Genomic DNA, 12,680 nt, shown 5'->3' with positions numbered 1-12,680 from the left:
CGGGGCCGGAAACGCGGTACCCCCCTACCCTAGGCAGGGCGGATCGGTGCGCCGGCGAATCGCCCGGTACTTGTGACGGATCTGGTACGTGCCGTGCACCGCATACGGACGATTCGCGGGAACCCGGTGCGCACCGGGGGCTCCGGCTCAGATCCAGGTGGTGAACCACATCCGGCGGCGCCAGTCCTCCAGCGGGATGGTCTGCCCGGTGAACAGCGGGAAGAAGAAGAGGAAGTTCCAGAGGATCAGCAGGATCAGCAGGCCGGCCCCCGCCGAGCCGATGATCCGGCGGTCCCGGGAGGCGCCGGCCGGTCCGATCAGGGCGCCGACCAGCATCGTCACCGCGAGCACCAGGAACGGGACGAAGACCACCGCGTAGAAGAGGAAGATCGTCCGCTGCTGGTAGGCGAACCAGGGCAGGTAGCCGGCCGCCAGGCCGCACAGCAGCGCGCCGGCCCGCCAGTCCCGCCGGGCCGCCCAGCGCCACAGGCAGTAGGCCAGCGCCACCAGGCCCGTCCACCACAGCAGCGGGGTGCCGATGCCCAGCACCTCGCGGGCGCAGTCGGCGGCGGTGCAGCCGGACTGGCCGTACTTGGGGGACTCGTAGAAGAAGGACACCGGCCGGCCCAGCACCAGCCAGGACCACGGGTTGGACTGGTAGGTGTGCGGGTCGCTCAGGCCGACGTGGAAGTCGTAGACCGTCGAGTGGTAGTGCCACAGGGCGCGCAGGGCCTCGGGTATCCACGGGAAGTCGGTGGAGCGGCCGGCCGCCCAGTCCCGGCCCCAGCCGCCCTGGCCGGGGGCGGTGCTGCTGGCGAACCAGCCCCACCAGGACGCGACGTAGACCGCCGCGGAGACCACCACGACCGACCCGAAGGCGGGCAGCACGTCCCGGGCGAGCACCGCCAGGAACGGGCGCGGGGCGCCGGCCAGGCGGCGCGCGCCGATGTCCCACAGCACCGTCAGCAGGCCGAAGGCCGCCGCCACGTACAGGCCGCTCCACTTGGTGGCGCAGGTCAGGCCGACGCAGACGCCGGCCGCGATCCGGTACGGGCGCCACCCCAGGTGCAGCCGCTGGGCGAGGGCGGCGTTCTCCACCCCGCCCAGCTTCCGCGCCAGCAGGGCCCGGGTGCGGTCGCGGTCCAGCAGCAGGAAGCCGAAGGCGGCGAGCGTCCAGAACATCACCACCAGGTCGAGCAGGGCGGCCCGGCTGAGCACCAGGTGCAGGCCGTCCACCGACAGCAGCAGGCCCGCCACGCAGCCCAGCAGGGTGGAGCGGAACAGCCGGCGGGCGATCCGGGCGATCATCAGCACCGACAGGGTGCCGAGCAGGGCCACCGCGAACCGCCAGCCGAAGGGGTTCATGCCGAACAGCTGCTCGCCCGCGCCGATGATCCACTTGCCGACCGGCGGGTGCACCACGTACGAGGGCGTCGACCGGTACGGGACGGCCGCGCCCGGCGTCATGATCGTGGCGTTGGCGTCCTCCGGCCAGCTGGTCTCGTAGCCGCCGTGCCAGAGCGCGTAGGCGTCCTTGGCGTAGTACGTCTCGTCGAAGATGATCGCGTGCGGCTGCCCGAGGTTCGTGAACCGCAGCAGGCCGGCGAAGACCGCCACCGCGAGCGGGCCCAGCCAGCCGGCCCAGCGGCAGAGGAAGGCCCACAGGCCCTGCGGCAGCGAGAGGCCCGCGCGCAGCAGCAGCGGCGACTGCGGCACGTCCCGGGGCGTCACCCGGGGGCCGTCCGGCATCGGCGGCGCCAGGCGCTCGGTGAGCGTCCCGGCCGGGCGGGCGGCGTAGCCGGACCGGGCGAGCCGCTCGCGCCAGCGGGCCGGCCCGGTCTGCGGGGGGCGGGGTGACGGCAGGCCGGCGCCGTCGTACGCGCAGTGGTCCGTACCAGTGGGCGCCTGGGCCGCCGTGTCGCCGTTCATCCGCCACATCGTAGGGGCGCTCTTCGCACGTGTGTCCGCTCCCTCGGAAGCTGACCGAAACGTCACCAAAAGCCCCGGGCCCCCGGCAGCTGCGAGGATGGGGACCGTGACAGGAGTACTCGTTCTCGCAGGCACCCCCATCGGCGACGTCGCGGACGCCCCGCCCAGGCTGGTCGACGAACTGGCCACGGCGGACGTGATCGCCGCCGAGGACACCCGGCGGCTGCGCCGGCTCACCCAGGCGCTCGGGGTGACCCCCGCCGGGCGGGTGGTCTCCTACTTCGAGGGCAACGAGGTCGGACGCACCCCCGAACTGGTCGAGGCGCTGCTCGGCGGCGCCCGGGTGCTGCTGGTGACCGACGCCGGCATGCCCTCGGTCTCCGACCCCGGGTACCGGCTGGTCGCCGCCGCCGTGGCCGCCGACGTCAAGGTCACCGCGGTGCCCGGGCCCTCGGCGGTGCTCACCGCGCTCGCGCTGTCCGGCCTGCCGGTGGACCGCTTCACCTTCGAGGGCTTCCTGCCGCGCAAGAGCGGCGACCGCTCCCGGCAGCTGGCCACCATCGCGGCCGAACCGCGCACCATGGTGTTCTTCGAGGCGCCGCACCGGATCGCCGAGGCGCTGGCGGCGATGGCCGAGGCGTTCGGGCCGCAGCGCCCGGCCGCCGTCTGCCGGGAGCTCACCAAGACCTACGAGGAGGTCAGGCGCGGGCCGCTCGGCGAGCTGGCGGCCTGGGCGGCCCAGGGCGTCAAGGGCGAGATCACCGTCGTGGTGGCCGGCGCCCCGCCGGCCGCGCCGCAGGAGCTGACCCCGGCCGAGCTGGCCCGGCTGGTGGCCGTCCGGGAGGAGGCCGGGGAGCGCCGCAAGGAGGCCATCGCGGCCGTCGCGGCGGAGCTCTCGCTGCCCAAGCGGGAGGTCTTCGACGCGGTCGTGGCGGCGAAGAAGGAGGCCCTCGGGGGAGCCCCGGGACGGGGGTGAACCACGGGGGTTGCGTTGCTCACGGGGCGTCGTACCGTGGAGAGAAGGCCCCGGTAAACACCCGTCGAGCTGAAGTTTCGACCGCGGATTCCGGCCCCTGCGAGGATTTTCGTATAGGTCTGACCAACGCCCATCCAAGTCTTCACAAGCGGGGCATCGGCCGGGGCGGTCCGGGCATTTCCTGGAACGGAAAGACCCAGCCGGACGAGCGTCCGGCGGGCGCTGGGAGACGGCAATGAGCGAGCGCAGCGAGCGACCCGACACGAGGTGCGCGTTCCGCGAAGCGGCCGGCGAGCGAAGCGAGGTGGGCGCATGAGCGACATCGTCGGCAGCCCCCGCAGTGGCAGCGCACTGAGCACCGCCGGCCTGGCCGGCCGGCCGCACACTCCCGTCGAGACCGTACGGGAGGCCTACTCCTTCGCGTGCCTGCGCTGCGGGTACGGCTGGGAGCAGGCGTACGACATCGAGCACCACGTCTCCAAGGACGGGCACGTCGTGTTCGAGTACCACGCCAACGGTGTCCGGGTACCGTCCCCGCTGCTCAAGCCGACCTGCCCGGGCTGCGGAGGACACACCGTGCGGATCATGCGCGAGGGCCGGGTGGCCTCCGCCGACCAGGCCTGGCAGCACGCCCCCGGCTACCCGGCGCACGCCGAGCCGGCCGGGGCGCCCGCGGTGGCCGAGCCCGCCCGGCCGCGCGGACGCTGGGCCCGGTTCTGGTCGCGGCTGCTGGGCTGACACCGGGGCGAGGAGGGAGCGGCCGCCCCCGACCGGGGACAACTCGGTCGAGGGCGGACCGCGAGCCCGACTAAGCTTTCCGACCATGGCGGCCACTGCAGACCACAGCACCACCGGGGCGAGCGCCTCGACGTACTACGTTTCCACCCCGATCTACTACGTCAACGATCGCCCGCACCTGGGCCACGCGTACACCACCGTGGCGGGCGACGTCCTCACCCGCTGGCACCGCCAGCGCGGCGAGAAGGTGTGGTACCTGACCGGTACCGACGAGCACGGCCAGAAGATCATGCGGACCGCCGAGGCGAACGGCGTCAGCCCCCAGGAGTGGTGCGACAAGCTGGTCGAGGAGGCCTGGAAGCCGCTCTGGCAGCACCTGGAGATCGCCAATGACGACTTCATCCGCACCACCGAGGAGCGGCACACCGCCCGGGTGCAGGAGTTCGTCCAGGACCTGTTCGACAAGGGCGAGATCTACAAGGGCGGCTACTCCGGCCCGTACTGCGTCGGCTGCGAGGAGTTCAAGCTCCCGTCCGAGCTGCTCGACGGCGCGACGGCCGACGAGAAGCTCTGCGCCGTGCACAAGAGGCCGGTCGAGTGGCTGGAGGAGGAGAACTACTTCTTCCGGCTCTCCGCCTACGGCCCGCAGCTGCTGGAGTTCTACGCGGCGAACCCCGACTTCATCCAGCCCGCCTCGGCCCGCAACGAGGTGCTGCGCTTCGTCGAGCAGGACCTCAAGGACCTCTCGATCTCCCGCTCCACCTTCGACTGGGGCGTGCCGCTGCCCTGGGACGAGAAGCACGTCCTCTACGTGTGGGTGGACGCGCTGCAGAACTACATCACCGCGGCCGGCTACGGCAGCGACCCGGAGCGCTTCGCCGAGCTGTGGCCCGCCTCCGTCCACCTGGTCGGCAAGGACATCCTGCGGTTCCACGCCGTCATCTGGCCCGCCATGCTGATGGCCGCCGGGCTGCCGCTGCCCAAGCGGGTCGTGGCCAACGGCTGGCTGATGGTCGGCGGCGAGAAGATGTCCAAGTCCAACCTGACCGGCATCGCGCCCACCGACCTGACCTCGCACTTCGGCGTGGACGCCTACCGCTACTACTTCCTGCGGGCGATCCCGTTCGGCACCGACGGCTCGTTCTCCTGGGAGGACTTCACCGCCCGGTACACCTCGGAGCTGGCCAACGACTTCGGCAACCTGGCCTCCCGGGTCGCCGCGATGGTCGGCAAGTACTTCGACGGGGTGCTGCCCGCCGCCACCGCCGCCGGTGCCGCCGAGCAGGCCGTCGCGGACGGGCTGACCAGGGCCGTCGCCGCGGCCGACCGGAAGATCGGCGAGGAGCTGGACTTCGCCGGCGGCATCGCGGCGATCTTCGAGTTCGTCAAGCAGGTCAACGGCTACCTCACCGAGCAGGAGCCCTGGAAGGTCGCCAAGGACGACTCGGCCGAGGGCCGGGCCCGCCTGGCCACCATCCTCTACACCGCCGCCGAGGCGCTGCGGGCCACCGCCGTGCTGCTCAACCCGGTGATGCCGTCCACCGCCGAGAAGCTGTGGGCCTCGCTGGGCGCCGACGCCGCCGGGCTGGGCGCGCTCGCCGCGCAGACCATCGCCACCACGGCCGACTGGGGCCGGCTGCCCGTCGGCGCCACCGTCACCAAGGGCGAGATCCTCTTCCCCCGCCTCGAAGAGAAGCCGACCGCCTGACATGGCCGCCAAGGACGACGCCCGGTCGACCCCGCCGCCGCTGCCGGAGCCCCTGGCCGTGGCGGTGGCCGACTCGCACACCCACCTGGACATGCAGTCCGGCACCCCGGCCGAGGGCCTGGCCAAGGCCGCCTCGGTCGGGGTCACCACGGTGGTCCAGGTGGGCTGCGACGTGCCCGGCTCGCGCTGGGCCGCCGAACTGGCGGCGCGGTACGAGCAGGTGCACGCGGCCGTCGCCCTGCACCCCAACGAGGCGCCGCGGATCTTCCTCGGGGACGCCGACGGCTGGTCCGGGCAGCAGCGCACGGCCGGCGGGGCCGCCGCGCTGGAGGAGGCGCTCGCCGAGATCGACCGGCTCGCCGCCCTGCCGCAGGTGCGCGCGGTCGGCGAGACCGGCCTGGACTACTTCCGCACCGGCCCGGAGGGCGTGGAGATCCAGAAGGAGTCGTTCCGCCGCCACATCGAGATGGCCAAGCGGCACGGCAAGGCCCTGGTCATCCACGACCGGGACGCCCACGAGGACGTCATCGCCGTCCTGCTGGCGCAGGGCGCGCCGGAGCGGACCGTCTTCCACTGCTACTCCGGCGACGCGGAGATGGCCAGGACCTGCGCCGAGCACGGCTGGTACCTCTCGTTCGCCGGCCCCGTCACCTTCAAGGCCAACCAGCCGCTGCGCGACGCCCTGCTCGCCACCCCGCTGGACCGGATCCTGGTCGAGACCGACGCCCCGTTCCTCACCCCGCACCCCTACCGCGGCCGCCCGAACGCGCCGTACCTGATCCCGGTCACGGTGCGCTCGATGGCCGCCACCCTGGGCCTGGCCGAGGACGAGCTGTCCGCGGCCATCGCGGCCAACACCGCCCGGGCCTTCGACTACTGAACCCGCGGCCGGGGCCCCGTCCGGATCGGCGCGTCCGGACGGCGGCCCCCGCGCCCGTATCCTTGGCGCGTGAGCACCACCGACCCCACCCCTGACAGCCACCTGCTGGGCGCCGCCGACATCCGGGAGCTGGCCGCCGCGTTCGGCGTCAAGCCGACCAAGCAGCGCGGGCAGAACTTCGTCATCGACGGCAACACCGTGCGGCGGATCGTCCGGGCCGCCGACGTGACGGAGCAGGACGCGGTGGTGGAGGTCGGGCCCGGGCTCGGCTCGCTCACGCTGGCGCTGCTGGAGGTCGCGCGGCACGTCACCGCGGTCGAGATCGACCCGGTGCTGGCGCGGCACCTGCCGGACACCGTCGCCGCCCGGATGCCCGGCAAGGCGGACGCCTTCGACCTGGTGCCCAGCGACGCCATGGAGGTCACCGAGCTGCCCGGCCCGGCGCCCACCGCGCTCGTCGCCAACCTCCCGTACAACGTCGCGGTGCCCGTCCTGCTGCACATGCTGGCGACCTTCCCCAGCATCGAGCGGACCCTGGTCATGGTGCAGAGCGAGGTCGCCGACCGGCTCGCCGCCAAGCCGGGCAACAAGGTGTACGGCGTGCCGTCGGTGAAGGCCAACTGGTACGCCGAGGTGAAGCGGGCCGGCGCCATCGGGCGCAACGTGTTCTGGCCCGCCCCCAACGTCGACTCCGGGCTGGTCTCGCTGATCCGCCGCGAACCGCCGAGGACCAGCGCCAGCCGCGAGGAGGTCTTCGCGGTGGTCGACGCCGCGTTCGCCCAGCGGCGCAAGACCCTGCGCGCCGCGCTGGCCGGCTGGGCCGGCTCCGCCGCCGGGGCCGAGCAGGCGCTCGCGGCGGCCGGCATCGACCACAAGCTGCGCGGCGAGATGCTGACCGTGGAGCAGTTCGCCGCGATCGCCGAGCACAGGCCCGGCCACGGACCCGCCGAGGACAGCGAGTGATCACCGTACGGGTACCGGCCAAGGTCAACGTCCAGCTCGGGGTCGGCGGTCTGCGCGCCGACGGCTTCCACGACCTGGCCAACGTCTTCTTCGCCGTCGCCCTCGGCGACGAGGTCACCGCCACCGCGGGCCGGGGCGTGACGCTCAGCTGCTCCGGGCCGGACGCCGCCGTCGTCCCGCTGGACGACAGCAACCTCGCCGCCCGCGCCGCCCGGCTGCTCGCCGCCCACCACGGCATCGCCGACCCCGGCGTGCACCTCCACATCGCCAAGGCCATCCCGGTGGCCGGCGGCATGGCCGGCGGCAGCGCCGACGGCGCCGCCGCACTGGTCGCCTGCGACGCGCTCTGGCAGCTGGACACCCCGCTGCCGGTGCTGCTGGAGCTGGCCGCCGAACTCGGCTCCGACGTGCCGTTCGCCCTGCTCGGCGGCGTCGCCCTCGGCCGTGGCCGGGGCGAGATCCTGGAACCGCTGGCCGTCGAGGGCACCTTCCACTGGGTCTTCGCGGTCGCCGAGGGCGGCCTGTCCACCCCCGCCGTGTTCCGCGAGTGCGACCGGCTGCGCGAGGAGGCCGGCACCGGCTCCAGCGCCACCGACGTCCCCACCCCGGACGCCGACCCGGCGCTGCTCGCCGCCCTGGCCGAGGGCGACGCCGTCGCCCTGGCCGCCGCGCTCGCCAACGACCTCCAGCCCGCGGCGCTCTCGCTGCGCCCCGCGCTCGCGGCGACCCTGCGGGCCGGCACCGAGGCGGGCGCGCTCGGGGCGTTGGTCTCCGGCTCGGGGCCGACCTGCGCCTTCCTGGCCAAGGACGCCGAGGCGGCGGCCGCGGTGGCCTCGGCGCTGCGGGCCTCCGGCACCTGCCGGGCGGCGCACGCCACGTACGGGCCGGTGCCGGGGGCGGGGCTCGTGGGCTGAGGGGGCCGTTCCGGGGGTGCCCTTCGGGTGGTGTCCTTCCGGTGGTCGTCCTTCGGTGGGGGCTTCGCGGGCGGGTGTCCTTCGGTGGGGGCTCGGGCGGACGTCCTCGGGTGGGGGCTGCGCGGGCTCCGGGGGTGGGGGGCTTCGCGGGCTCCGGGGGTGGGGGGCTTCGCGGGCTCCACGGCGGCCGAGGCGGTGAAGCCGCTCCGGCGGGCCCATTAGGCTGGGGAGATCGGGGTGTCCCCGACAGGGGCGCCCGGCCGTCGAGCGGCGGACCGCCCCGAGACCGCCGAACCCAGGAGCGCAGCACACGTGGCCGTCAACCTCGCCACCATCGAGTCCGTCACGAAGGTCTACGGCACCCGCACCCTGCTGGACGCGGTCAGCCTGGGCGTCAGCGAGGGCGACCGGATCGGCGTCGTCGGCCGCAACGGTGACGGCAAGACCACCCTGATCCGGATGCTCGCCAAGCTGGAGGAGCCCGACGGCGGCCGGATCACCTGGAACGGCGGCCTGGAGCCCGCCGTCCTCACCCAGCACGACTCCCTCGACCCGAAGGCCACCATCCGGCACGAGGTCATCGCCGACCGCGCCGACCACGAGTGGCTCGGCGACGCCCGCATCCGCGACATCATCGAGGGCCTCTTCGGCGGCCTCGACCTGCCCGGCTTCGCGGACGGCCTGGACACCGTCATCGGCCCGCTCTCCGGCGGTGAGCGCCGCCGGATCGCCCTCGCCAAGCTGCTGCTCGGCTCGCCCGAACTGATCATCCTGGACGAGCCCACCAACCACCTGGACGTCGAGGGCATCAACTGGCTCGCCCAGCACCTCCAGAAGCGCCGCTCCGCGCTCGTCTGCGTCACCCACGACCGCTGGTTCCTCGACCAGGTCTGCACCCGGATGTGGGACGTCCAGCACGGCGAGGTGCACGAGTACGAGGGCGGCTACTCCGACTACGTCTTCGCCCGCGCCGAGCGCTCCCGGATCGAGGCCGTCGAGGAGCAGAAGCGCCAGAACATGGCCCGCAAGGAGCTGGCCTGGCTGCGCCGCGGTGCCCCGGCCCGCACCTCCAAGCCGCGCTACCGGATCGAGGCCGCCAACGCCCTGATCGCGGACGTGCCGGAGCCGCGGGACAAGTCCGAGCTGATGAAGTTCGCCAACGCCCGGCTCGGGAAGACCGTCTTCGACCTGGAGGGCGTGACCGTCACGGCCGGCCCGAAGCTGCTGCTGGAGAACATCACCTGGCAGCTCGGCCCCGGCGACCGGATCGGCCTGCTCGGCGTCAACGGCGCGGGCAAGACCTCGCTGCTGCGCGCGATGCGCGACGCGTACACCTCCGAGGGCGACGTCCAGCCGGCCTCGGGCGTCATCAAGGTCGGCAAGACCGTGCGGCTCGCCTACCTGTCCCAGGAGGTCGCCGAGCTGGCCCCGGCGACCCGGGTGCTCCAGGCCGTCGAGCAGGTCCGCTCGCGGGTCGACCTCGGCAAGGGCCGGGAGATGAGCGCCGGGCAGCTGTGCGAGCAGTTCGGCTTCGGCAGGGACAAGCAGTGGACGCCGGTCGGCGACCTCTCCGGCGGCGAGCGGCGCCGGCTCCAGCTGCTGCGGCTGCTGATGGACGAGCCCAACGTGCTGTTCCTGGACGAGCCCACCAACGACCTGGACATCGAGACCCTCAACCAGCTGGAGGACCTGCTCGACGGCTGGCCGGGCTCGATGATCGTCATCAGCCACGACCGGTTCTTCGTCGAGCGCACCACGGACACCGTCTACGCGCTGCTCGGCGACAAGAAGATGCGGATGCTGCCGAACGGCGTGGACGAGTACCTGGAGCGCCGGGCGGCGATGGCCGCCGCGGCCGCTGCCGCGGCCTCGGGGGGTTCCGGTGGGGCCGGGGCTTCCGGTGGCTCGGGCGGTGCGGGGGCGTCGGGGGCTTCGGCTGCGTCGGCGGGCGGCGGCGCGGCTCCCGCGCTGTCCGGCGGGGACCTGCGGGCGGCGAAGAAGGAGATGCAGAAGCTGGAGCGGCAGATCGCCAAGCTGGACGACAAGGAGTCCAAGCTGCACGCCCAACTCGCCGAGCACGCCGCCGACTTCTCCAAGGTCGCGGAGCTGGACGCGCAGCTGCGCGCGGTCCGGGACGAGAAGGAGGAGCTGGAGATGAGCTGGCTGGAGCTGGCCGAGCAGGTCTGATCCGGGGGCGCTTCCCGCCGGGCGCTTCCCGCCGGGTGGTTCCCGCCGGGTGGTTCCGGGTGGGGCGGTCCGGGTGGGGCGGTCCGGGCCCGGGGGCCGGGTGCTTCCCTGGTGGGGCGGGCCGGGTGCGGGCGGGCCGGGTGCGGGTGGGGCGGGCCGGCGGGGTCACGCCTGGGGTCGGCCGCGGAGGAGCGTTTCGAGCTCCTCCGCCGCACGGCCCAGCGCGCTGCGGGTCGGGTCGTGCGGGGCGGTCGGCCCGGCCGCCGGGACCGTCGGAGGGCGGTGCGCCCGGGCGGCGGCGGTCAGTTCGTCCAGCGCCCGCCGCACCCGGTCGGCCTCCGCCGGGTCCGGCACCCGGCCGCCGTACCTGATCTGCGCCGCGAAGGCCGCCACCGCGCCGCCCAGCCGCTCCAGCGCCGCCGTCGCCGGCAGCCACCGCTCCGCGAGCCGGCCGGTGGGCGGCGGCTCGGCCAGGCCCTGCCGGACCTCCCGGCGGGCGTCCGCCAGCGACCGGTAGGCCGTACGGCGCAGCCACACCTGGGCGGCGGCGTCGCCGGTGCCGTCGGCCGTACCGGCGACGGCGTCGAGGTACGCCCGCAGGGCCGTCGCCGCGTCCACCAGCCTGGGCTCGATCCGGTGGCGCGGGCGCTCCGGCCACAGCAGGTAGCCGAAGAGCAGGACGATCGCGCTGGCCAGGACGGTGTCCAGGACCCGCGGCCAGAACTCGGCGGCGCTGCTCTGTCCGCCGAGCTGGAGCAGGACCAGCGCCATCGGCGTCATCACCACGGTGTTCAGCCCGTAGTGCGCCGCCGTGGCGTACGGCAGCAAGGCCACGCAGCCGGCGGCCATCGCGGTCAGCGCCCACTCGTCGGTGGCGGCCGTGAGCAGTGCCGCGGTCACCGCCACCCCGAGCACCGTGCCGACCGAGCGGCTCACCGCGCGCAGGAACACCGAGCCGAGGTCCGGCTTGAGCACGAAGGCGATCGTCATGGGCACCCAGTAGCTCTTGCTGAGCGGGTAGTTGGCGGTGACCACCGAGCCGGCCGCGATGCACAGCGCGACCCGCAGCCCGTACCGCACCGACCCCCGGGACAGCAGCCGCGCCCGCAGCCGCCACGGGTCCGGCGGCGGCGCGGGGGCGGTGCCGATCCGGGCCGCACGCCCGGCCACGGTGTCGGCGGCGGCCCGCAGGGCCACGTCCAGCGCCTGCCGCGAGGGGGTGTCGGGCCGCCAGTCGGGGACGGCGACCTCGCCGCCGCCCTGCCGCACGGCGGCCGCCAGCCGGCCCGGCACCTCGGCCACCTCCGGCGGGACCGGCCGGCGGGCCCACAGCAGGCCGGTCGCCGCCTCGGTGGCGGCGAGGGCCGCCTCGTACATCCGGGCCCGGCGGTCCGGGGCGCCGCCGGGGCCCGTCCGGAGGAGGTCCTGGAGCTGGTTCAGCCGGGCCGTCAGCACCTGGCGCGAGGCCGCCGCCCGCGGGCCGCCCAGATCGGCGAGCGTACGGCCCAGCGCGTCGTACGCGGCGGCCAGCGCCCGGTTGCGCGGATCCGCGGCGGGCCGGCTCGGCCCACCCGCCGGCAGCCCGAGCAGCACCACGAACGCGGCCCCGACCGGCAGCATCGGCGCGGCCGCCCACCACGGCTGCGGCAGCGGCATCCCGCTGCCCAGTGCCGCCGACACCAGCAGCAGCATCCCGGCCGCCGAGCCGCGCGGCCCGGTCGCGCTCAGCGCGCCCGACACGAAGGCGGTCAGCGTCAGCACCGCCCCCAGCAGCGGGCCGTCCGCGTCGGCGTGCTGGAGGGCGGTACCGATCAGCATGCCGAGCGTGGAGGCGAGCACCGCCGTCCCGATCCGCGCGGCCCGCAACCTGCCCGGCTCGGCTCGGTCGTTCATCGTCGCGTGCATCGCCCCGAGCCCGGCGAACACCCCCAGGTCCAGCCGGTGCGCCAGCAGCCCCACGGTCAGCGGCACCGCCATGCCCACCGCGGCCCGCACCATGAGCGCGACCGGCACCGGCGGCCGCGCGGGCCGCGCGGCCCGCGCCCACCAGGGGGAGGAGGAGACGTCGGAGGAGCTCACGCGGTCACGTCCGTTCTGCGGCCTCGGGTCGCTGCTGTGCGACATTGCGCGGCAGATGGGGCGTACCGGGCCAGTCTACCCAGGGGCCGCCACGGCGCCCTGCATGTCAAGTTCGTACCGATCGCTTACGGGCGGGCCAAGGTCCCTGCCGGTCCGACAGGGGTGGTGGCTACCATGACGGAGGCGGAATCCGTCCCCGGCGCGGACGGTGTCCGACCAGGACGGTACGTACCAGAAGTTGACGGTGTGTCGCGGCCCGTAGCCGCCCGGGGGGCCCGGGCGCGGCGGACCGTACGGGGGAGAGGT

9 protein-coding genes are annotated in these 12,680 nt (G+C 74.5%); 7 read left to right on the top strand and 2 right to left on the bottom strand.

Annotated elements, in window-relative coordinates; all coding sequences use genetic code 11:
* Positions 1-147: 147 nt before the first annotated feature.
* Positions 148-1,929 carry a phospholipid carrier-dependent glycosyltransferase gene (locus ACH5AR_RS25000; protein WP_396303727.1) on the bottom strand — a complete coding sequence of 594 codons (1,782 nt, stop codon included), beginning with the start codon at positions 1,927-1,929 and terminating at the stop codon, positions 148-150.
* Positions 1,930-2,035: 106 nt separating this feature from the next.
* Here ACH5AR_RS25000 and rsmI point away from each other — a divergent pair, with 106 nt between their 5' ends.
* The 7 genes from rsmI to ACH5AR_RS24965 all read left to right on the top strand — a co-directional run bounded on the left by rsmI (position 2,036) and on the right by ACH5AR_RS24965 (position 10,295).
* Complete coding sequence (rsmI, locus tag ACH5AR_RS24995; RefSeq protein ID WP_396303726.1) at positions 2,036-2,905, top strand: 16S rRNA (cytidine(1402)-2'-O)-methyltransferase; 870 nt, start codon at positions 2,036-2,038, stop codon at positions 2,903-2,905.
* Positions 2,906-3,217: 312 nt separating this feature from the next.
* The gene (locus tag ACH5AR_RS24990) at positions 3,218-3,643 is read left to right on the top strand and encodes a hypothetical protein (RefSeq protein WP_396303725.1); all 426 of its coding nucleotides are present in this window, start codon (positions 3,218-3,220) and stop codon (positions 3,641-3,643) included.
* A gap of 85 nt (positions 3,644-3,728) precedes the next feature.
* Positions 3,729-5,351 (top strand): methionine--tRNA ligase, encoded by a 1,623-nt coding sequence (gene metG, locus ACH5AR_RS24985; RefSeq protein ID WP_396303724.1) that lies wholly within the window; start codon positions 3,729-3,731, stop codon positions 5,349-5,351.
* 1 nt (position 5,352) lies between these two features.
* The gene (locus tag ACH5AR_RS24980; protein ID WP_396303723.1) at positions 5,353-6,231 is read left to right on the top strand and encodes a TatD family hydrolase; all 879 of its coding nucleotides are present in this window, start codon (positions 5,353-5,355) and stop codon (positions 6,229-6,231) included.
* 69 nt (positions 6,232-6,300) lie between these two features.
* Positions 6,301-7,194 carry a 16S rRNA (adenine(1518)-N(6)/adenine(1519)-N(6))-dimethyltransferase RsmA gene (gene rsmA, locus ACH5AR_RS24975; RefSeq protein WP_396303722.1) on the top strand — a complete coding sequence of 298 codons (894 nt, stop codon included), beginning with the start codon at positions 6,301-6,303 and terminating at the stop codon, positions 7,192-7,194.
* Entirely contained in the window at positions 7,191-8,108 is a 918-nt protein-coding gene (locus tag ACH5AR_RS24970; protein ID WP_396303721.1) for a 4-(cytidine 5'-diphospho)-2-C-methyl-D-erythritol kinase, read from the top strand. Before rsmA ends, ACH5AR_RS24970 begins: the two co-directional genes overlap by 4 nt.
* 312 nt (positions 8,109-8,420) lie before the next feature.
* A complete protein-coding gene (locus ACH5AR_RS24965; protein WP_396303720.1) occupies positions 8,421-10,295 on the top strand; it encodes an ABC-F family ATP-binding cassette domain-containing protein in 1,875 nt (624 codons plus the stop codon).
* A gap of 165 nt (positions 10,296-10,460) precedes the next feature.
* On the opposite strand, the gene ACH5AR_RS24960 is transcribed toward ACH5AR_RS24965, so the two are convergent.
* A complete protein-coding gene (locus ACH5AR_RS24960; protein WP_396303719.1) occupies positions 10,461-12,374 on the bottom strand; it encodes an FUSC family protein in 1,914 nt (637 codons plus the stop codon).
* Positions 12,375-12,680 lie beyond the last annotated feature (306 nt).

Origin of the sequence: Kitasatospora sp. NPDC018619, assembly GCF_044391605.1 — a bacterium.
Lineage (GTDB): Bacteria > Actinomycetota > Actinomycetes > Streptomycetales > Streptomycetaceae > Kitasatospora.
Note: the sequence above shows the minus strand (reverse complement) of the source record. Positions and strands in the feature narration are given on the sequence as shown.